General features: G+C 38.6%; 17 protein-coding genes. 1 reads left to right on the top strand and 16 read right to left on the bottom strand.

All coding sequences use genetic code 11. The features are described from left to right. Positions 1 to 45: 45 nt before the first annotated feature. From UFO1_RS22485 to UFO1_RS22430, 12 genes are all read right to left on the bottom strand, one after another. On the bottom strand, positions 46 to 690 hold the full coding sequence (locus UFO1_RS22485) for a CBS domain-containing protein (protein WP_038674380.1): 645 nt from the start codon (positions 688 to 690) through the stop codon (positions 46 to 48). Between the two features lie 32 nt (positions 691 to 722). Continuing rightward, positions 723 to 1427: an ABC transporter ATP-binding protein gene (locus UFO1_RS22480; RefSeq protein ID WP_038674379.1), complete on the bottom strand. Its 705-nt coding sequence runs from the start codon at positions 1425 to 1427 to the stop codon at positions 723 to 725. Beyond that, positions 1421 to 2194 (bottom strand): ABC transporter ATP-binding protein, encoded by a 774-nt coding sequence (locus UFO1_RS22475; RefSeq protein ID WP_038674377.1) that lies wholly within the window; start codon positions 2192 to 2194, stop codon positions 1421 to 1423. The genes UFO1_RS22480 and UFO1_RS22475 overlap by 7 nt, the downstream gene beginning before the upstream one ends. Continuing rightward, on the bottom strand, positions 2172 to 3131 hold the full coding sequence (locus tag UFO1_RS22470; protein ID WP_038674376.1) for a branched-chain amino acid ABC transporter permease: 960 nt from the start codon (positions 3129 to 3131) through the stop codon (positions 2172 to 2174). The genes UFO1_RS22475 and UFO1_RS22470 overlap by 23 nt, the downstream gene beginning before the upstream one ends. A gap of 13 nt (positions 3132 to 3144) precedes the next feature. Further along, on the bottom strand, positions 3145 to 4038 hold the full coding sequence (locus UFO1_RS22465; protein WP_038674373.1) for a branched-chain amino acid ABC transporter permease: 894 nt from the start codon (positions 4036 to 4038) through the stop codon (positions 3145 to 3147). A 973-nt stretch (positions 4039 to 5011) separates the two neighbouring features. Further along, entirely contained in the window at positions 5012 to 6178 is a 1167-nt protein-coding gene (locus UFO1_RS22460; protein WP_038675569.1) for an ABC transporter substrate-binding protein, read from the bottom strand. A gap of 303 nt (positions 6179 to 6481) precedes the next feature. After that, positions 6482 to 7657, bottom strand: coding sequence for an ABC transporter substrate-binding protein (locus tag UFO1_RS22455; protein ID WP_038674372.1), 1176 nt, complete (start codon positions 7655 to 7657; stop codon positions 6482 to 6484). Positions 7658 to 7984: 327 nt separating this feature from the next. Then, positions 7985 to 9154 (bottom strand): ABC transporter substrate-binding protein, encoded by a 1170-nt coding sequence (locus tag UFO1_RS22450; protein WP_038674370.1) that lies wholly within the window; start codon positions 9152 to 9154, stop codon positions 7985 to 7987. 567 nt (positions 9155 to 9721) lie between these two features. After that, entirely contained in the window at positions 9722 to 10798 is a 1077-nt protein-coding gene (locus UFO1_RS22445; RefSeq protein WP_051789052.1) for a GGDEF domain-containing protein, read from the bottom strand. A 184-nt stretch (positions 10799 to 10982) separates the two neighbouring features. After that, complete coding sequence (locus tag UFO1_RS22440) at positions 10983 to 13289, bottom strand: FAD-dependent oxidoreductase (RefSeq protein ID WP_038674368.1); 2307 nt, start codon at positions 13287 to 13289, stop codon at positions 10983 to 10985. Positions 13290 to 13301: 12 nt separating this feature from the next. Then, on the bottom strand, positions 13302 to 14936 hold the full coding sequence (locus UFO1_RS22435; RefSeq protein WP_038674366.1) for a glutamate synthase-related protein: 1635 nt from the start codon (positions 14934 to 14936) through the stop codon (positions 13302 to 13304). Continuing rightward, a complete protein-coding gene (locus UFO1_RS22430) occupies positions 14924 to 16030 on the bottom strand; it encodes a glutamate synthase (RefSeq protein ID WP_038674365.1) in 1107 nt (368 codons plus the stop codon). Before UFO1_RS22430 ends, UFO1_RS22435 begins: the two co-directional genes overlap by 13 nt. Positions 16031 to 16796: 766 nt before the next feature. On the opposite strand from UFO1_RS22430, the gene yyaC reads away from it, so the two are divergent. Continuing rightward, positions 16797 to 17375 (top strand): spore protease YyaC, encoded by a 579-nt coding sequence (gene yyaC / locus UFO1_RS22425; RefSeq protein WP_038674364.1) that lies wholly within the window; start codon positions 16797 to 16799, stop codon positions 17373 to 17375. 48 nt (positions 17376 to 17423) lie between these two features. Here the strand turns inward: yyaC and UFO1_RS22420 are convergent, their stop codons facing one another. The 4 genes from UFO1_RS22420 to UFO1_RS22405 all read right to left on the bottom strand — a co-directional run bounded on the left by UFO1_RS22420 (position 17424) and on the right by UFO1_RS22405 (position 21888). Continuing rightward, the gene (locus tag UFO1_RS22420) at positions 17424 to 17660 is read right to left on the bottom strand and encodes a YkuS family protein (RefSeq protein WP_038674363.1); all 237 of its coding nucleotides are present in this window, start codon (positions 17658 to 17660) and stop codon (positions 17424 to 17426) included. Positions 17661 to 17733: 73 nt separating this feature from the next. Then, positions 17734 to 19743: a transketolase gene (gene tkt, locus UFO1_RS22415; protein ID WP_038674362.1), complete on the bottom strand. Its 2010-nt coding sequence runs from the start codon at positions 19741 to 19743 to the stop codon at positions 17734 to 17736. A gap of 32 nt (positions 19744 to 19775) precedes the next feature. Then, a complete protein-coding gene (locus UFO1_RS22410) occupies positions 19776 to 20474 on the bottom strand; it encodes an L-ribulose-5-phosphate 4-epimerase (RefSeq protein WP_038674360.1) in 699 nt (232 codons plus the stop codon). A gap of 58 nt (positions 20475 to 20532) precedes the next feature. Continuing rightward, positions 20533 to 21888: a sn-glycerol-1-phosphate dehydrogenase gene (locus tag UFO1_RS22405; protein ID WP_038674359.1), complete on the bottom strand. Its 1356-nt coding sequence runs from the start codon at positions 21886 to 21888 to the stop codon at positions 20533 to 20535. Between the last annotated feature and the right edge of the window lie 16 nt (positions 21889 to 21904).

Below are 21904 nucleotides of genomic sequence, written 5' to 3'. Positions count from 1 at the left end.
CACATAATTTAAGGTAAAAGTACTCTACTATTGAGGATGAACTTCTTATTGAATATGAACAATATGACTAATAGGATATCCTTTAGCTTCTAATGCCTTTGCCAAGTCGTCTGTATCTACAATATCGGCGCGTATTATCATTTCTATTTTTCCATCAGGTAGAGCATAACTAACCATACTAGTGATATTAATGTTCATTGCTAAGAACACTTCGGAAATTTCATGAAGCAATCCAATCTTATCTGTTACGTCAAGAGTGATGCGAGTCTTACCCTCTACTAGCCCCATAATATCAACAAAGCTTTTGAAAATATCGGTTTCCGTAATTACACCTGCTACTACCTGCTGATCATTTATTACTACCAAGCCACCAATGCGATGATTATACATCAAGATAGCTGCTTCTTCCACCGTGGCACCTGCACTAATCGTAACAACTTTTTTTTGCATAATTTCTTTTACTTTCATTTTAGCTAACAAGTAATTCAGTTCAAAGATGGATAAGGCCGTCGCTGGAGATGCAGATACTGCACGAAGGTCTCGGTCAGTAACAATACCTACTAGTTTTCCACCATCTACTACGGGTAAACGACGGAATTTATTAGTGCGCATAATCTCTGATGCATCAGCAATTGTTGTAGTTGAAGTAATGGTTATGGGATTCGCTGTCATTCTACTTTCCACAAACATATTATCATCTCCACTTATTTTTTCCGATTACATTAACCGCCTAAGTAAGCTTTGCGTATTTCTTCACTTGCAGCCAGTTCTTTCGCGTCACCCGAAAGTGTAATGCGCCCTGTTTCTAATACATAAGCCCTGTTGGCAATAGATAGGGCCATATGCGCATTTTGTTCTACTAAGAGAACCGTCGTACCACTCGCGTTAATTTCTTTGATAATCGAAAAAATTTCTTTTACTAACAAAGGTGCAAGACCCATGGAGGGCTCATCTAATAGCAGCAAGCGAGGACGACTCATTAACGCACGTCCCATAGCCAACATTTGTTGTTCACCGCCTGACAAGGTACCTGCTAATTGACTACGGCGCTCCGATAAACGAGGAAACCTCTCAAAGACTTTCTCCATGTCTTCTTGAATCCCCTTGCTGTCACTTCTAATATAAGCTCCTAGTTCTAGGTTTTCTAAAACGGACATATTTGCAAACACTCTACGTCCTTCAGGAACCTGGGAAATACTCATTTTTACAATATCTTGAGCTGCTGCGCCTGCAATGTTTTTTCCCTCAAAGGTAATCTGGCCAGCCTTAGGTTTTAATAGTCCAGAAATAGTACGTAAAATTGTACTCTTACCCGCTCCATTTGCACCTATTAAGGTAACAATTTCACCTTCTTGCACCTCAACGCTAATACCTTTAAGCGCATGAATCGCACCATAAAAAACATCAATATTTTCTATTTTTAACATGACTCAACCTCCTCTCCGAGGTAGGCCTCAATAACCCTAGGGTTATTCTTGATTTCCTCAGGTGTTCCTTGGGCAATAATACTACCATATTCTAGTACATAAATACGTTCGCAAACATTCATAACTAACTGCATATCATGTTCAATTAATAAAATTGTTAAGTCAAATTCTTGTCTTATCCACTTTATCATTTGCATTAATTGCTGCGTTTCCTGAGGATTCATCCCCGCCGCTGGCTCATCAAGCAGTAAAAGTTTTGGCTGAGCCGCTAAGGCTCTAGCAATCTCTAATCTACGTTGCTCACCATAAGGTAAATTCTTGGCAATTTCGTCCTTCTTATGTCCTAACTTAAATATTTCTAATAGTCTTATGGCTCTTTCTTCAATTTCTTTTTCTTCGCTATGATACCTACCCATACGCAATACAGACTCTAATAGTCCATACTTTACATGAAAATGATAGGCAATCTTAACATTATCCAGTACAGATAACTCAGAGAACAAACGAATATTTTGAAAGGTTCTAGCTACCCCTTTTTGGGTAATTTGAAAGGGTTTAAACCCAATAATACTTTTGTCATCAAAATCAATCTCGCCTGTTGTCGGCTGATAAACACCTGTTAACAAATTAAATGCTGTTGTTTTGCCAGCTCCATTCGGGCCAATCAAACCAATTAACTCACCTTTGTTAATCTCTATCGAAAAATCAGATACAGCCTTCAGTCCGCCAAACACTTTAGAAAGTTTAGTTGCTTTGAGTATTGCCACGCTTAGTACCTCCCATCAAACGGCCAAAGATTTTAAGGCTGATTTCCTTATTGCCAAATAATCCTTGTGGCCGATACAACATCAATACAATTAGCATTAATGAGTAAATAATCATACGCCACTCTGGATAGCCAGCTAACGCAGCAGAAACGAAAGTCAACAAAATAGCAGCAGTTATTGATCCACTAATACTGCCCAATCCGCCTAACACAACAATTGTCAAGATATCAAAGGATTTCATGAATGTGAAAGACGCAGGGTGGGCAATATAAAAGTAATGAGAGAATAAGGTTCCTGCGACACCAGCAAAGGCTGCACCAATAGTAAAAGCCAATACCTTATATTTCGTAGTATCAATCCCCATAGCCTCCGCCGCAATCTGATTTTCACGAATAGAGATGCAAGCTCGGCCGTGAGTAGAATTAATTAAATTTCTAATGAAAAATACAGTAATCACTGTAGCAAAAAATACCCAAGTAAAATTACTATAGCGAGGAATACCCATAAAACCAGAGGCTCCGCCTACATAAGGAATATTAAGAATGGTAATACGGATAATTTCCCCCAGACCTAATGTTGCTATCGCTAAATAGTCTCCATCTAACCTAAGGGTAGGCAACCCTATTACGAATCCCAAAAAGCCAGCCGCAGCTGCGCCCCCTAAAATGGCAACAATGAAAGGTAGTTGTAATTTAACTGTTAGTACGGCACCTAAGTAGGCCCCAACAGCCATAAAACCAGCATGACCAATGGAAAATTGCCCTGTAAAACCATTAATTAGATTCAAGCTTACTGCTAGTATGATATTTATACAAATCAAAACTAAGTTTAGCTCCCAAAAGGGTCCGATGATATCTAGCATAATCAACCCTTGAACAACTGCATAAAAAACGATACAAGCTGCCAGTGCTAATAACTCTTTCTTATTTTTTCCCATTATTCATTGTCACCTACACTTTCTCACGCACATTTTTACCTAATAAGCCAGAAGGCTTAAATAGTAAAATAATAATTAAAATGGCAAACGCTGCAGCATCACGGAAAGTAGATGAAATAAAGCCGCTTACCATAGCTTCAATGATGCCCATTATAATACCACCAAGCATCGCTCCTGGAATAACTCCAATACCACCAAGTACAGCAGCAACGAAGGCTTTAAGCCCCGGCATAATACCCATTAATGGATCAATTGAATTATAGTACACACCTACTAGCATACCAGCAGCTGCCGCCAATGCAGAACCGATGGCAAAGGTAATAGAAATAACGCGATCAACATCTATACCCATCAATCTCGCCGCATCTGTATCGAAAGATACAGCTCGCATGGCTTTACCGATTTTCGTACGCTGTACAACATAGGTCAAAATAATCATAAGGACTACGGAGATTGCTAATATTATCACCTGTTGGCTATTCACTACAATGTTGCCAAAGTTAAACACCTGAGATTCGAATAAGGCTGGAAAAGTACGGGGTTGCGGTGTAACAAGCAGCATACCGCCATACTCCAGTAGTAACGAAACACCAATCGCTGTTATCAGTATAGCAATTTTAGGTGCCTTTCTGAGTGGTCGATAAGCCAATCTTTCAATTGTCATCCCAACTACGGCAGCCACTACCATGGATACAAGTAACGCTGGGAAAAAGGAAAGCTTGAGTGCTGTCGTTGCAAAAAAAGCTACATATGCGCCTACCATATAAATATCACCATGAGCAAAATTAATTAATTTAATGATACCATACACCATGGTGTAACCTAAGGCAATTAGCGCATATATACTGCCTAGGGATATACCATTAATTAATTGTTGTATAAATTGCTGTGTAAAGGAAAAATCCATGACCCGCCTCCTACATTTATTTTTTATTTAGAAGAGATAAAGCAAATGCTTTTTCCCTTTATCCTTTAACTTCCTCTTTCTCGTTCTATTTTTATCACATCCTTCTTTTAGTATCCTGGAGAAAAACAAGGAGGTCTCATAAAGTCTAATAGAGTCTATTTAAAAATCTCCATCTACCTCGTTATCCCTGGCGTTATCGCTCAACGTACCTCATTGTACGCCTCCCTCAAATGCTCATAAGGACTAGCATCTGGACATCTAAAAACAGCCTCTTCACAAGTCGTGCGTTTTTTTAACCCACACTAATATTTCTATTGTTCTTTGCAGCAGTTTTACATTTGTCTTCCTTGAGTGAATACTGCTTTATAATTATATACGTAATTATAAATACATTGTCCGTTACTGTCAATACATTTATAAATTTATTCGGCATTTAATCTCTGTCAAAAGAACAAAGTACCGTTACTAAAGTACTTTTATATTATCATTTTTTACTTTTTATTTAATTGTAACACTTTTGCCTCAAACACCTCCTACTTAATTCATATGCAATATTTATGCCAAATTCAATTATTGTAAAACAATATTGATTTATTACCTTATTAATTACTTCATTTCCCTTGCTTTGCGTACATAAAGGCGATTTTTACACATTTGAGCTAATTAGCAACTAGTCAACTTATCTTAGTAAATAAGGAAGATAAGAGTTTTTCGTCTGCATTTAGACAGTATCGTCAAATTATAGATAGTGCTGTTTAGCATATCAAATATCTTATCTAATCGCCCTTGCAGCCCCAAGGAGACGGGAAAATAAAAGAACCACAAAGACACAAAGAAGGGATATACTACATTCTGGTACCTACTTTGTGTGCCACACCTGTGACACTGTGCCTTTGCGGTTCTTATTGCCATCTAATAAGGGGTTTCCTATGTCAGTTTATTGACATGAACTACAGCAGCATAGGGCAGTAATCTATGGATTAATTTTTTCTTTAAAGGTTTGCTTACCATCTTTCATCTCAATTATTACAGCACTTTTTACTGCATCATGTGTTTCATTTAAAGTAATCTTACCTGAAACAGCATTATAGTCTTTTGTTTTTGCCAACTCATCTTTAATTTTCACTGTATCTACACTATTTGCCCGTTTAATAGCCTCGATAACCATCATGGTAGCATCATACGCTAAAGCAGCAAAAGCATCAGGTGTTTCCTTATATTCTGCCTTATATGCATCAACAAATGATTTAATCTCTGGGCTATTATCATCCGGTGAATAATGATTTGCAAAGAATGTATTATTCAACGCTTGCGGTCCTGCAATTTCTGGAAGCTTAGCCGAATCCCAGCCATCGCCCCCCATAAATGGCATATTCAAGCCAATTTCACGGGCTTGTTTTATAAGCATTCCTACTTCTTGATAATAACCAGGGACAAAAACAACATCTACATTCGCTGCCTTTATCTTAGTTAAGGTCGCTTTAAAATCAGTGTCCTTCGCTAAATATGCTTCTTCCACAATGACTTGACCGCCGTTTTTAATAAAGGTTTCTTTAAAGAATTGTCCTAAACCTTTAGCATAATCACTAGAATTATCAATATAAACAGCTGCGGTCTTGGCTTTCAAAGTTTTTGTGGCAAAGTTAGCCATTACAGAACCTTGGAAAGGATCAATAAATGCAGCCCTAAACAAATAATCTCGAACTTTATTCGTTGTAGGATCTACAGTAACTTTAGGGTTTGACGCTGTTGGACTAATGGCCAATACTTTATTATCTTGGTTTACTTGAGCACCAGCAATTACACTAGAAGAAGCAATCGGGGCAATGACCGCGACTACCTTATCTTGAGTAATTAACTTCTGCATAGAATTTGCGGCTTCTGCAGCTTCACTCTTATTGTCGGCAATGACTAAACTTAATTGCTTACCTAATACACCGCCCTTAGCATTGACTTCTTTGATTGCTAAATTAGCACCGTTACTCGCCGACTTACCAAATGTTGCATTACCACCCGTCATTTCCAAATTGGCCCCAAGTTTAATTACATCCGCAGCTGGTTTACCACCACCACAACCTGCAACTGCTAACGCTAGCATTGCAGTTGCTATAAGGGCACCGATCCATTTTCCCTTTTTCATCTTAAACACGCACTCTCCCCCTACTTGTTACTTTTCTAAAAACTATACAGCTCTATTTTTTCCGTTACACCGCCTAGTCCTCTCCAGACGAATATACGTACTCAATATAAGGTGTATTATAGACATATTGTCCTTGCATGTCAATACTTTCGGAGAGGACATTGAGTCATTTGTTCTTATGCGGGAGACAAGGGCTGCTTTTTAATGTAACAGAACTCTATCTTCTCCTTCTATTCCTAAGCTTAACCAATTTTCTGTTTAAAAAAAGGACTCAGCAGGTGCCGAGTCCTTTTTTCTTATTATTTAAGGATTAATTTTTTCTTTAAACAATTGCTTGCCATCTTTCATTTCGATAACAACGCCACTCTTAATTGGATTATGACTAGCATCGAGAGTAATAATACCTGTTACCACTTGTAAATCTTTTGTTTGTTCTAATGCATCTCTAATTTTACTTGGTTCTGTACTATTTGCTCGTTTTATTGCATCAATTACCATCAATGCGCCATCATAACCTAGAGCAGCTAGGGCATTTGGTTCTTCACCATATTCTTTCTTATATGCAGCTACAAATTTTACAATTCGAGGATCTGTATCTTGGGACGAATAATGACTGCTAAAGAATGTATTATTTAATGCGGCTGCGCCAGCGACTTCTACTACCTTCGGATCATCCCAGCCATCTGTACCGATTAGTGGTATAGAAATTCCTAATTCACGAGCCTGTTTCGCGATTTTGCCTACTTCTTCATAATATGCAGGAATAAAAATGGTATCTGCATTCATTACTTTAATTTTTGTCAAAGTTGATTTAAAATCTTGATCTTTTTGTAAAAATGCTTCTTTGCCAACAATTGTTCCACCATTTTTGACAAACTGGGCTTCAAAAGCTTCTGCTAGTCCTTTAGAATAATCAGAACTGTTGTCTATATAAATGACAGCAGTTTTTGCATTTAGGGATTTGGAAGCGAAGTTAGCCATTACGGTTCCTTGGAAAGGATCGATAAAGCAACTACGGAAAGCATATGGTTTCACTTTACCGTTATCATCTACTGTAATTTTGGTATTTGTACCAGTAGCAGTGACAACGGGAACTTTATTATCTTGACCTACCTGTAAAGTTGCTAATACATTTGAACTCGCTACGGGTCCTAAAACAACAGATACCTTATCCTGGGTGATTAGCTTTGTTATCGCATTTGTAGCTTCTGAGGGCTCTGATTTATTATCTGCTACGATTAATTTAAGCTGTTTGCCAAGAACCCCTCCTGCTGCATTTGCTTCTTTAAAGGCTAGCTCAATACCATTTTTGGTAGCTTTGCCATAGTTGGCAACACCACCTGTCATTTCCATATTGCCACCAATTTTAATTTCCTTAGAATCACTTGCCGATGGCGTTGAGCCACAACCTGTCAACATCAGGCCAAACATGGCTACTGTTACTAATGAACCAATAAATGATAACCCCTTTTTTGACATCATTCTTCCTCCCTTTTTCTCGCATTACATCTTTACACATTTTAAATCGTCTTTAATAGCAAAGTGCACCACCAGAATATATTTGTTTATGTATGCTATTATATTTACTACTCTACTTACTGTCAATACTTTTTTACTGCGACTTGCATTTAGCATTTAATAAGGATTCCATGTGAAAAACTCAAAAAGCTAGCATTTTAATCCGAGATGTCTATATCCATCTGACGCAAACATAATATTTTTTATTTATCATTACCCATTTGTTTCCATTTTCTGTGTCACTAAATAAAAAAACTCGGCGTAAAGCCGAGTTTTTCATTATCCTTGTTATTCCGGGTTTATTTTCTCTTTAAACGTTTGTTTGCCATTTTTCATTTCAATAACAACGCCACTCTTAATCGGATCATGATTAGCATCTAGTGTAATCATACCAGTCACTACTTGTAAGTTTTTTACTTTTTCTAATGCCTCTCTTACCTTCTCAGGTTCGGTACTATTGGCTCTCTTAATGGAATCTACTACCATTAACGCTGCATCATAGCCTAAAGCTGCGAAAGCATTGGGCTCTTGTCCATATTCCTTCTTATAAGCTTCAACAAACTTTACAATATTAGGATCTGTATCTTGTGCAGAGTAATGATTACTGAAGAATGTATTATTTAATGCATCAGCACCGGCGACTTCGGCTATTTTAGGATCATCCCAGCCATCTGTACCAATCAGCGGTATTGAAAGTCCCATCTCACGAGCTTGTTTTGCAATTTTACCTACTTCTTCATAATAACCAGGAATGAAGATTGTCTCAGGATTCAATGCTTTTATTTTAGTTAGTGTTGATTTAAAATCCTGATCTTTTTGTAAGAATGCTTCCTTTCCTATAACTACACCACCGTTTTTAACAAATTGGCTTTCAAAGGATTCTGCCAGGTTCTTAGAATAATCTGAGCTGTTATCGATATAAATGACAGCTGTTTTTACGTGTAATGTCTTCGCTGCGAAATTAGCCATAACAATTCCTTGAAAAGGGTCAATAAAACAGCTACGGAAGACATAAGGCCTTACTTTACCATTATCAACCGTAATTTTAGCATTTGTTCCAGTTGGGGTTATAACCGGAATTTTATTATCTTGGGCAACTTGCAGGGTTGCCAATGCATTAGAGCTAGTAATAGGACCCATGATAAGAGAAACTTTATCCTGAGTAATTAATTTTGTTGTTGCATTGGTAGCTTCAGATGCCTCCGATTTATTATCAGCTATTATTAATTTAATTTGTTTACCAAGAACCCCTCCTGCCGCATTTACCTCTTTAAAGGCCAATTGAATACCATTTAAAGCAGATTTACCATAATTAGCAACACCGCCGGTCATTTCAACGTTTGCACCAACTCTTATTTCTTTCGAATCATTCGCTGCTGGTGATGATCCACACCCTGCTAGCATCGCTCCGGCGATAATTACTATAAGTAAGCCCACTGCCGATAACCATTTTTTCATATCTTTCTTCCTCCTAGACCTAATGTAACCAAAAGCCCTGCACCACCTGTCACAGCGAGAAAAGCTAGTAGTCTAATACGAACAATTGTACTTGCTATATTACATTTATCCTTTGCGCCCCCTTAGCACATTCATTACACATTTACATTGTTTTATAATTTCATCGTTTGTGCAATATCAAATTTGTAATATATCTGTCTATGTAGGCTATTATATTTACTTCATTCTCTACTGTCAATACTTTTTTGTCTCACTTAAACGTACTTTGCGTAGCTTACTCTCCTCCAAGCATACATTTGTCAACGTTTAAATGTAACATTAAGAAAAGACTTGGCTTGTGCCAAGTCCTCACACGCAGGCAGAAGCCTTAGTCGTTCTTACTTGGAATCAAGAAAGTGTTATACTTTCTGATTCCGCAAAAAAACCAGTAGGACAACGACCACCTATGTGATCAATGTCTTACTGGTTTATACTATTAATATATATCCAAATTAATAGCGATCTAATCATTCTATAATATAACTGAGAAATTCTTCACTATAAATATACTACTGTAAATCATACTTTTTAACTAACATGATATAAAGGTGAAGTGGTTGGATTACAGATTTGACCATTCGGGCAACCAATTAAGTTTCTACCACTCTCCTTGGCGTTATATAAGGCTTCATCGGCAATCTTAAAAAGCTCTTCAGTTGTTTCTATCCCTTCTTTGCCGATAGCATAACCAATACTAACTGTAACATGTAAAGCAGATTCCTTTCCGAAATAGAAGGGATGTCGCTCTACATTATTTGAAATCCGTACAGCTGTTGTCTGCACTTCCGTTTCATTACTACACTGAATTATTACGGCAAACTCTTCGCCTCCATAACGAAATACCATATCCCCTTCTCGTAGACTACCTTTTAATACTGTCGCCATATCCCTAAGCACAGCATCACCGCATAAATGTCCATAGGAATCATTAAAAATCTTAAAATAATCTACATCTAAGAGCAGGATTGCTATATTGTAGGGCACTAACTCCTCTAATTTATTCCGGAAGGAACGATAGTTATATAATGTAGTCAGCTCATCCTTTTCTGCTAATGCGCTTACCGTTTTATAGGAATTTTCCATCTGACTGAGTAGTTGTTTTACTTTTTCATTTTGGTATAAGGCTTGGTGTTCAAGCTGTGATAAATGTTGAGCCAAAACATTCACATTGATAATCAATAAACTATGCATTATAATCCAAGTCATATTTTTTTTATCAATTTCAATTTGGTCTATGCTGGCAACAAAAAAAATGACTGCAATCACCATTGCTCCAGCCAAGGAGTATTTACGTTCAAATGTTAAGCCGATCTGAACAGCATACAAATAAAATAATACTACTGCCATAAAATTAGGGGTGCTTATATAAAAATAGACTAATAAACTAACAGTTAGAAAAAATGTGCTTATATCATAGGCAGCGAATCTCTTTAACGGAAAAACAAGTAATACTCCATATACTATAGCCAATATCATATATAGATAGATTTGGCTATTTAGCAGGTCCGATACCGTTATTAATTGTAATGCTAAACAACAACCTAGTGATATAAGATTTGCAATATATCCAATCTGTACTTTTTTATGAGTCTCATATTCAAGCATGCCCAACCCTCTTTTATGATTATTATAACTTCAGACATTTTCCGCTTTTATTATATAATGGTATTTACTCCACTTTTTACCAAACTCCTGCTTTTCTAAATCTTTTTAATAATAAAAAAATCCTTCCTATTCACAATACTTCTTTGGAATAGGAAGGATTTTCTAAAATAAGTCTTTTTTCATTCTATGCATGTATAGGTTGTTTGTTATCATGCATTGACCAAATACCACAAGGGCAAATACCAGCGCAAATACCACAACCAATACATTTATGAGAATCCGATTTATACTCAAAATTACCATCTGCACTATGAGTTCGGGTAATGGCGTTTTCCGGACAAGATCGTTCACACATATGACAATCACGACAAGTTCCGCAACTAATGCAGCGCAAATGATCATCGTCTGCTTTTGGAACTTCACAGCTATGGCACTTTTTGAAATAAGCTGTGCTTAAACGATTTGTATCAATTTTAGTTTTTTGTTGTGTTGTATATATAGAACCGGTCAAATAGGCATCTACTGCTGAGGCTGCCTGTTGGGCGGCGCCTATGGCATCTACCATACGCCCAGGTTTTACAGTGTCACCCGCTGTGTATACTCCTTCTGCAATTTTATAATCACCAGAAGCTATTAAATAACCACGTTCAGTTACAATGTCTTTTGGTAAAAATTTAAGTTCAGGCACTTCACCAATTGCAATAATTACAGTATCACCTTTAATAAATTCGTTATCTTGAGTAACAATGCCTTCAGCGGTTACTTCTTTGGTAGAAACAGGCCATAATAGCTTCCCGCCTAAATCTTCAACGTGAGCAATTTCTTTAGCATCAGCAGCTGGTCGCTGAACATCAATACAAATTACCTGTTCTGCACCCATCTGATAGGCTCCCACTGCTGCGTCCATGCCTGAATTACCACAGCCAATTACAATTACATTTTTGCCAACCTTAGGATTTTTCCCTTTGTTGATTACCTTAAGAAAATCAATTCCCTTTAGAATTCGTTCATGTCCTGGCCAAGGAATCACTTTACCAATATGTCCTCCTGTAGCGACTACAACCGCATCATGAGTTTCTCTTATTTCAGTAAATTTCACTTCATCTACAACCGTATTATTTTTAAATATTACGCCCATGTCTTCAATACGTTTCAATTCTTTAGCTAACGTCGATTGCGGTAAGCGAGAACGCGGGATTACCTGTTCTAGTTTTCCGCCCATTTTTTCATCCGCTTCGAATACAGTCACCTTGTGCCCTTTCCGAATTAACTGCCATGCCGCAGTTAAACCAGCTGCGCCACCACCAATAACTGCTACAGATTTCCCCGTTGTAACAGTTGGTTTTGCCAATGTAACATCTTTAGAATAGGTGCCAAGTTCACCAATTTGTACTGAAATATCTAGATTCTTACGCGTACAATCGTCCATACAGACATTTGGACATACAGCGCCACAAACCGAACCCGGGAATGGGGTGTATTCTAAAACTAGTTTATACGCTTCTTCTACTTTTCCTTCACGCAGTAAATTAAATCGACGATGGGAAGGTATGGATGCAGTACAATTAAATTCACATGGTGAAGCATAAAGAGCATTTTCCCAAACAGGAACACGCTGACGATATAAATCGGTAGTTACTAGTCCAATTACAGCAAAATCGTCTTTCAATACGTCACTAAAGATACCACTTGGTACCCATTCTTCTGTACGATAGGATAAGATATTTGTCTGCGCTACTTTCACGCGTTCATCATATTTTAATGGAACTACTTTATACCACTCTGCCCAATTACTTAATTCTTCCCGAATTTCCGGTCGAGCAATCGACGTAAGAAAATCATCCATTTTATTATCCAAATAGGCAATATCAGCTTCGCCAAGAGGTGTAATTTTGACATCCTTCTTAGAAATTCCGGAAGCATTTCCCCGGAAATATAATGTTCCTCCTACCATACCAATACAGGAGCGATCACCTAATACGGACTCAAATTTCTCACTATCATAACCACAGATAACTGCAATACCACCAGACATAAACTCAAAGGAAAAACTACCGCAATTTTTTAACACCCAAAATTCCGGCGGGGCATAAAGGGGATCATGTTTCATTAGAGATCCAGAACGAGTACCTGCCCTGCCCCCAATATAAATATTACCGGATGCCGCACAATGAGCTGCTGTATCACCGGCATCCCCACGCACTACAATTTTACCACCAGCATTTAGCCAGCCCACATCAGCAGAAGCCGATCCTTCTACGACGATTTCAGTACCTTCCAGACACATCGATCCAACCCGCTGTCCAGGATTTTTAACAAAAAACTTTAAATCTTTTCCTTCTGGATGCCAAAGAGGTCCCCCAATATCATGTTGGCCGGAAGCCTCTATATGAAATTCTGTTTCCCCTGCTGCTACTGCTTCATTAATTGCTTGCAGCAGATCCTGGGTAGACATCCGCTGGTTTTTGTCGAGACCATTTATTTTAAACATACTGCTTCCCTCCTAACACACATACTGGATAGCTAATTTTTCAGCAACGGCTTGATCCGTAGTTACTAAGGCATCTGAACGTCCTACAGGTAGCGAACTATTACCAATAGGAGCCATTAACTTTCTCAGCTCACTATCAAGGGCTAGCATATAATCTACAATATTCTGCGCCCCTTTATCAATATCAAGACGTTCTACAAGGCGAGGATCTTGCGTACAGATACCTGCGGGACATTTTCCCGTATTACATGCATTACATCTGCCATGTTCATTTCCTACACAGCCAAGTAACTGAATTAGTATTTTCCCTAAGAAGATACCATTTGCACCTAAACAAATTACTTTAAAGGCGTCAGCTGCTGCGTTGCCAGTCAAACCAATACCGCCACCTGCCCATAACGGAATCTGCCCTTGTCTTCCTTGTTTTACAGCAGACAAATAACACTCTCTTGTCTTTGAGACTACAGGATGCCCTGTATGATCAAGCGATATTTCATTCGCTGCACCAGTACCACCTTGGATACCATCTAAGAAAAATCCACCACAGATTCTATAAGGATCCCGTAAAAGATTATTATATACAGAAACAGAAGTTGCCGAGGCGGCACACTTAATAGCAACTGGAACTCTAAACTTAAAGGCTGCATTCATAGATAAGAACATTTTTTGTACGGATTCTTCGATGGAATACAGGCCTTGATGATTCGGCGGTGACATAAGGTCAGCTTTAGGTACACCCCGAATGGCCTGCACATGATCTGCTACCTTGGCGGCAGGTAAGAGACCTCCATCGCCAGGTTTTGCACCTTGCCCAATTTTAATTAAAATTCCTGCTGGGTCCACCTTCATTTTAGGTATTGCTTTAACAATACGATTCCAACCAAAATGGCCGGAGGCAATTTGTAAAATCATATATTTTAGTTGTTCTGATTCGAGAAGTTTAACTGGCATACCACCTTCACCAGAGGACATACGTACAGGCATATTATGTTTTTCATTTAAATATGCAGTTGCTAAAGCAACAGCTTCCCAGGCTCTTGTGGACAAAGCACCAATAGACATATCACTAAAAATGACAGGATAGATCCAATTGACTGGTGGCAGTTTCGCTGTCAGATTTAATGTACCATTTGATGCACTTAAGGGAAGCTCATGAGGCAAAAGCACCCTTCCAAAAGGAGCTAAAATATCAAAGGTATGACGCTCTGAATCTAGAGCAGGATCCGTCATCTGAGAGATACGACCTATAATTATATTATCAAGGGTCCGCCCGCTATTTAAGCTAGTTCGCCCCCCTCTTTTAATTGGTGACCCGCCCTTTCTTGCTAACAAGTTAAAACGGGAGTCTGGATTCCGAACTGGCTTAATCGCTTGATTCGGACATACTTTCTCACACATTCCACAGCCGGTACAGGCGTGTTCTATGCTATTTCTTTGTTTGATCGTAAGTACTGCACTATGCTTTTGTGTTGGCTCAGGACGGTGGCCAGTAGAGACGGTAACGGAACGACGCTCTACTACTGGCTGAATAGCTTGAAACGTGCAAGCAGCGACGCAGCTGCCGCACATGGTACAGCGATCAGACTTAGTTTCAATCTTCCAAGGCAAATCATTTACGGTTATATCTTGCGTTCTTACTGTTTCCATCTCTCTACCTCCAATTGCTGATTAATGATAACTACCTCACGTTCATTTGGATACACATCTAACTCTTGGTTACGATTTGGCAAAATAGCATTCAGACCGCATACCTCTGACGCAATAGCTACCATATTTTCATCCCCACCGACGACTACTGGACGTAATTTTTTAGAATCACAGCATGTCACAATATCTCCGCTCGGCAACATCGCAATTACTGTATTAGGTCCATTAATTTCTAAAGAACCTAAGGACTGCCTAATCGCTCTAAGTTCAGCGCTATCTGAGCGCTCAGAAATTTCGTTAAATGGCAATGGAGTAATAACATGCTTGTAATACTTAATAGGCCATTTCAACTCTTGCAATACATAATGTAAGGTATAAAGGAAGTTTTGGGAATCTGATTCAAAACCAATATACCCGCGATGCAATGACTTTTGATATTCTTTATTTTTAGTATAAAAAGTGTTTTCGCCGTTAGCACACAAGGTATATCCTTGTAAGAAAAACGGATGGGCAGCATAACGTACGATATCATAATTTGTGTTTTGTCTACATTGGACAACTACGTTTTTGGCCATTAAGTCACCATTGTTATCCCACAACTTAAAGTAGGTAGCAATATCCCATGGATCACCAATTTCTTTTAATGTAAGAACATCGGGCCAGAAGGAATATACATAACCTTGCTCTTGTTTCTCTAGTAGTTCTCTAAGTGCCAATCTAGTATCTAGTAATAACTCTCCCTTTGCCTCTTCTGTGGCATCACGGTAATATTCAGGATATTCATAATTGCGGAAAATATAATAAGGCATGGCCTTAATATCTAGCTTTACATTTTTAACGCCACGTGGAATCCACTCTGCTAGTTGGATAAAATCATTTGCTTCCATATAATCTTCGACCAGCTTAGCACCTTTTTGCGTACAGGCTAGAGATAATAAGGGTTTATCTTTTTGTTGTGAAAAAACCCCCGCTAGATCCTGCATAACCATAGCAAACCCTGAGTTATCATGACCTTCCTGCTGCGGCAGCATTAAATGCAACGCCGCTGATGGATGGAAATAATCCTTGCTTTTAATGGCACCAATTCTACACATAACTTTCCCCCACTCCTCATATCAAAATTCTAATTCTCTTTTATATACCACAGCCACCAAATGCTAGAACGTGAAAAAATCAACTATATCTTAGCAACAGAAAAGACCCTGGAAACCACTGGATGCAAAGTCAGCCTATAAGTAGAAAACAAGGATTACTCTACCACCAAGCTTCATTTATCCAGGACTTCCCGCAGGGCCTTTTTTACCCACGGTGTTGTGCAAATTGCACCTGTACCGCTTGGACCAGCCGCTTTTACCGCGCGGAACCCTAGGTACACTCCTAAAATTCTTTTGTATTATTGGCAAAAACATTTTTGTTTCACTTACTACATTATAAAAACGAAATTCTTTACTGTCAATATGTATAGAAAATAATACATTATACACTTGTTATACATATGAACTAAAATATTATTCTGAAAACTTCTGCATTTACACCTATATTACAATGTTTGACCAATATACATTATGTATATTTATTCACAAATTCAGTTGATGTTTTTCAGTAAGTAGTAGTGTGAAGTATTACTCACCTTTTGTTCTTACTGTAATCTAGCATAAAATTTATAAATGGTCATCGATATCATATAAACCTTGTACTGCATTGTTTTACAGTATACAAAATATTTTCTTCCCAAATATACTCCAAGCAAAGGATAGTTTATCTTTTTACTTTGCATAAAATATTATAGATCACCATATAATATTCCTATATTCCCCAGTATTTCCGTTAAGTCCCACACTGCTAAATAGGAGATTTTATATGTTAAATAATCTTTTGAAATTCCCTAAACTAAGTTCTGAATTTAAACTTAACATCAGCCAACCAACTGCCATGTATGATATTGCCATCCATTTACGCAGTATTATGCAAGAAGCCACTACAACGAATGGTTCATTAGTTGTGTTATGTATTGGTACAGACCGCTCTACTGGCGACTCCCTTGGCCCCCTTACGGGAACAAAGCTACGCTCGTTTAACTCTTACCCTCATATTTATGGTACGCTTGATGAACCAATCCATGCCACCAATTTAAACGATACGGTAAAGTCCATACAAAAAAATATTTCTCATCCTTTTATTATTGCTGTTGACGCTTGTCTCGGCCGTACAGAAAGTGTTGGATGCGTTTCACTTGGCAGAGGTCCATTAAAACCAGGGGCCGCGGTACATAAAGATCTTCCGTCTGTGGGAGATGCCTATATTACAGGTATAGTAAATGTAAGTGGTTTTATGGAACATCTAGTGCTGCAGAGCACTCGTTTAAATTTGGTTATGAAAATGGCAGATACCATTGCCCACGCTATTTCTTATGGGCTACGGACCTATACAAAACCATAAAAAGATGTAATAGAAAAGCCGAAGCTCTAAAGAGCTTCGGCTTTTCTATTACATCCTACCTAATTCTTCAATAATTTCGTTGAAAGTTTTTCCTGTCGCATTAATAACAGGTACATCCGTAGCCGTATCTTGGATATTTAATAAGTTAATATCCGTTCCACCTACAACAATTGCATCCACACCAACCAGATCACTTTCACTTAAGTCGACTATCTCATAGCCTTTTGTTTCCAGTATATCCGCTAATTTGGATAACGTTTTTTCCACTGCAATAATACCTTGCATATCATCCACCTCCGGCTATAGGGTTACCAAAATAATGGAAGATTATACTGATAATTGACATGTTTAAAACAAATTATTTTTGCTTATTCAATAATTCTTTTACCTTATTAACTACGTTTTCCACTGTAAAGCCGTATTCCCTAAGCAAAGTTTCTTCCGGCCCCGAAGCGCCAAAGCGGTCAATAGCAAGTACACTTCCATCATCGCCAACATAGCGCTCCCATCCTAAGGAAGATCCCATCTCAATGGCTAGACGAACTTTTACATGTGGTGAAAGTACCGTTTTCTTGTATTCATCAGATTGTTTTTCAAACAAGTTCCATGAGGGAAAACTAATAACCGATACTGAAATATTTTCTGCTGCTAGCAGTTTTTGCGCTTTGACAGCTAATTGCACTTCTGAACCGGATGCTAACAGCAATGCCTCTGGCTTATCTCCTCCTGAGATGATATACGCCCCTTGTGCCACACCCTGTCCTGCGATCTTATTGTTATTATCAATGGTTGGGAGATCTTGACGAGATAGTACCAGCACCGTGGGTGTAGCTGTTGAGGTAACAGCCACCTTCCATGCTGCTACTGTCTCATTGCCATCTGCTGGACGAATTACATTAATATTGGGTAACGCCCTAAAAGACGCTAACTGCTCAATAGGCTCATGAGTGGGACCATCTTCACCAACGGCAATACTATCATGGGTAAATACATAGGTCACAGGAAGTTTCATCAAAGCCGCCAAGCGAATCGCTGGGCGCAGGTAGTCCGAAAAAATAAAGAATGTTGCTCCGTATACCTTCAGTCCACCATGCAGAGCCATACCATTTAGAGCTGCCCCCATGGCAAATTCCCGAACACCAAACCAGATATTACGTCCACTATAATCTTCTGCTAGAAAATTTCCTCCATTTTTTATCATCGTCTTATTAGAACTCGCCAGATCTGCCGATCCGCCAAAAAAAGCGGGAATACTCTTTGAAAGTACATTTATCACTTCGCCGGAGGAAGAACGTGACGCTATCTTAGTACCGTCTTCGTAGCTTGGCAACTTTTCATCCCATTTATCTGGAAGATCGCCGGCTATGGCCTCACGAAGTTGCTCGGCGAGTTCTGGATATTTTTTAGCATAGTTCGCTAAAGAAGCATTCCACTCATGTTCTAACCCTTCGCCTCTTTGCTTCACTTGTTTTTCGAAATGCTTGTAAACAGAATCAGGAACATAAAATTCATCTTTGTAGGACCATTGATAAAACTCTTTTGTCAACTGAACTTCTGCTTTTCCTAGAGGTGACCCATGAGAAGCAGAAGATCCGCCTTTATTTGGAGCACCGAAGCCAATCACTGTTTTGACTTCAATTAGCGTTGGTCTATTTGTATCGGCTTTTGCCTTCGTTAATGCCTCATCAATTGCAACTAAATCATTACCATCTTCTACTAAAATAACTTGCCAGCCATAAGCCGCAAATCGTTTTTTCACATCTTCAGAGAAGGATAGACTCAATTTTCCATCTAGGGAAATATCATTTGAATCATATAAAACAATAAGTTTGCCAAGTTTAAGATGACCTGCAAGAGATGCCGCCTCAGCAGATACTCCCTCCATCAAATCCCCATCACCGCACATACTATATGTAAAATGATTTACAACTTCATAATTTTCTTTATTGTAGATAGCCGCCATGTGGCGCTCGCCCATAGCCATCCCCACAGCCATTCCTATTCCTTGTCCTAAGGGACCAGTGGTCGCATCGACTCCTGGGGTGTGACCATACTCAGGATGACCAGGTGTTTTACTCATCCATTGGCGAAAACCTTTTAAATCATTAATGGAAAGGTCGTAACCAGATAAATGTAATAAGCTATATAACAACATGGAACCATGTCCTGCAGACAAAACAAAACGGTCCCGATTAAACCATTTAGGATTAACCGGATTATGGGTTAGATGTTTTGTCCATAATTGATAGGCCATAGGTGCTGCCCCCATGGGCATTCCAGGGTGGCCAGAATTGGCTTTCTCAATTCCATCAATTGCTAAGGTCCGAAGTGTATTTATCGCCAGTTGATCTATTACTTTGCTTTCCATGATAATTTTCAGTCCCCCTTTAGCTTATATTTCTATTCTTCCTTACCTTGCCCGTAATAAGCATTTTTTCCATGCTTTCTGAGAAAATGCTTATCTAGTAGTACCTGATCAATCGGCTTAGCGCCTTGATTTAATGAGCAGGTATAAAGTGCCATTTTGGCAAGTTCTTCTAATACTACAGCATGATACACAGCTTCATGAGCATCCTTACCCCAGGAAAAAGGACCGTGATTCGATACTAAGACACCTGGAACATGCAGAGGGGTCTTGTCTTTAAAAGTTTCAACAATGACGTTACCGGTCTCTACTTCATAGTTATCTTCGATTTCTTCTGCGGATAACTTCCGCGTACAAGGAACTTCGCCGTAAAAATAATCTGCGTGAGTCGTGCCAAATGCAGGAATCGGTCTACCTGCTTGGGCCCAAATCGTAGCAAAGGTAGAGTGAGTGTGGACAATCCCGCCAACACTAGGAAACTTATTGTATAACACTAAATGAGTTGGAGTATCCGATGAAGGACGGAAAGTTCCTTCTACCTGTTTACCTGATAAGTCTACCACTACCATATCCTTCGGCTCCAGCTTGTCATATTCTACACCACTCGGTTTAATAACAACTAAGCCTGTTTCTCGATCAATACCACTAGCATTACCCCATGTGTATAAAACTAGCCCTTTTTTTTGCAGTTCCAAATTCGCTTCCCATACTTTTAGTTTAAGTTCTTCTAACAAAGTTAGCAACTCCTTTTATAAATGTTATCGTACTCCTTGCGTGTTTTCTTTATTTTTCTTATGAATAATAGAAATCCGTTATTCTTTCAACAGTTTCTTCTAAGATCCCCAAGTCCTCCAGTATCTGCATTACACCGAATCTTTGTCGAATTTCTTTGGCTGTAAGTAAACTTAACCGAAATGACTCCCTATCAAGCTTAAGGTCAAGAGGAGTCAGCTTAGAACCTGCTTCTTCCATCATTTTAAGATAAGAAATGGGCGATGGCATTGTTAAAAACACATTTGTTTTCAGTTCATCCCATTTTTGGACAATATGCTGGGCAGCTTTTTCTCGCTTAGCTGCAGTAAAATTAATAAACGGAGCTTTCTTTTGGATAATTTGTGGTGCCACATTACCAAATAGACTTTTTATATTTTGCTCCCATTTTTCTCGCGTAAAAGACCTAAACTTACCATCAGCATATACTTTATCAATATCTAACGTTAGTAAGTATTGGTAAATATGAAGTATAATTTCTGTTCCAATTCCTACTTGATTACCATGTAAGTGCGTTTCCTGTTTACGAATCAAGCCTAGCATTTCCCACGTATGAGATAGTAAGTGCTCTTCCCCTGAAGCGGGTCTAGAGCTCCCTGTCATACCAATACACATACCCGATAGAATTAAACCTTCAATGATACTACGAATGGACTCTGGGCTCCTTGCCATGATACCAGAAGCACTGTCGACACATTGCTGAACTGCTTTTTCTACTAACTGGGCTGTAATTTCACAATAATACTCGCCATGAAGAATATTTGCTAATTTCCAATCTGCAAGGGCGCTATATTTACCTACAATGTCCCCAAGGCCAGCATGAAGCATATGAAAAGGTGCTTCTTTCATAATCGACAAATCTGCAATGATAGAGTAAGGATACACAGCGTCATAAGTAACCTTAACCCCTTTCGTAATTAGTGGCGAAACCATGGAAGCATAACCATCCATAGACGGCGCAGTACACACCACTACATAAGGAATCTTTGTTTCATAGCTCAAATAACGCACAAGATCATTAAGTGTTCCCGAACCTACTACTACAATAGCCTTAATATTGGAATTCATCGCACCTTGCAATTGCCCCAAAGCTTCTTCATCGGGATGAAGATGAGGATTAGGGAAAATCACTTTTTCTAGCTTAAAATCTTCGCTAAGAATTGATTCTACCTCTCTACCCCCTGCTTCATAGGTATTACTATCAGCAATAAATAATAATGTGCCTTTTTCAAATTCCTTAAGATAATTCCTTATATCAGAAAGAATATTACTACCAATACGAACTCCTTTAATATCAATACTATGGGTTTTACCGCAAGAACAGGAAAACTGTAAACCTGCCATCTCTTCCGGAGATTTTTGCAATAATTCGTTCATATAAATCCACCTCATG

Source organism: Pelosinus sp. UFO1 (assembly GCF_000725345.1).
Classification (GTDB): domain Bacteria; phylum Bacillota; class Negativicutes; order DSM-13327; family DSM-13327; genus Pelosinus.
This window is presented reverse-complemented; position numbering and strand designations above follow the sequence as displayed.

What these genes read in the sequence shown, in the direction of transcription:
- UFO1_RS22440 (WP_038674368.1), bottom strand. Translation starts at nt 13,289, where the DNA reads ATGTTTAAAATAAATGGTCTCGACAAAAACCAGCGGATGTCTACCCAG.
- UFO1_RS22485 (WP_038674380.1), bottom strand. Translation starts at nt 690, where the DNA reads ATGTTTGTGGAAAGTAGAATGACAGCGAATCCCATAACCATTACTTCA.
- UFO1_RS22420 (WP_038674363.1), bottom strand. Translation starts at nt 17,660, where the DNA reads ATGCAAGGTATTATTGCAGTGGAAAAAACGTTATCCAAATTAGCGGAT.
- UFO1_RS22460 (WP_038675569.1), bottom strand. Translation starts at nt 6,178, where the DNA reads ATGAAAAAGGGAAAATGGATCGGTGCCCTTATAGCAACTGCAATGCTA.
- UFO1_RS22450 (WP_038674370.1), bottom strand. Translation starts at nt 9,154, where the DNA reads ATGAAAAAATGGTTATCGGCAGTGGGCTTACTTATAGTAATTATCGCC.
- UFO1_RS22465 (WP_038674373.1), bottom strand. Translation starts at nt 4,038, where the DNA reads ATGGATTTTTCCTTTACACAGCAATTTATACAACAATTAATTAATGGT.
- UFO1_RS22435 (WP_038674366.1), bottom strand. Translation starts at nt 14,936, where the DNA reads ATGGAAACAGTAAGAACGCAAGATATAACCGTAAATGATTTGCCTTGG.
- UFO1_RS22480 (WP_038674379.1), bottom strand. Translation starts at nt 1,427, where the DNA reads ATGTTAAAAATAGAAAATATTGATGTTTTTTATGGTGCGATTCATGCG.
- UFO1_RS22405 (WP_038674359.1), bottom strand. Translation starts at nt 21,888, where the DNA reads ATGAACGAATTATTGCAAAAATCTCCGGAAGAGATGGCAGGTTTACAG.
- tkt (WP_038674362.1), bottom strand. Translation starts at nt 19,743, where the DNA reads ATGGAAAGCAAAGTAATAGATCAACTGGCGATAAATACACTTCGGACC.
- UFO1_RS22445 (WP_051789052.1), bottom strand. Translation starts at nt 10,798, where the DNA reads ATGCTTGAATATGAGACTCATAAAAAAGTACAGATTGGATATATTGCA.
- UFO1_RS22470 (WP_038674376.1), bottom strand. Translation starts at nt 3,131, where the DNA reads ATGGGAAAAAATAAGAAAGAGTTATTAGCACTGGCAGCTTGTATCGTT.
- yyaC (WP_038674364.1), top strand. Translation starts at nt 16,797, where the DNA reads ATGTTAAATAATCTTTTGAAATTCCCTAAACTAAGTTCTGAATTTAAA.
- UFO1_RS22455 (WP_038674372.1), bottom strand. Translation starts at nt 7,657, where the DNA reads ATGTCAAAAAAGGGGTTATCATTTATTGGTTCATTAGTAACAGTAGCC.
- UFO1_RS22430 (WP_038674365.1), bottom strand. Translation starts at nt 16,030, where the DNA reads ATGTGTAGAATTGGTGCCATTAAAAGCAAGGATTATTTCCATCCATCA.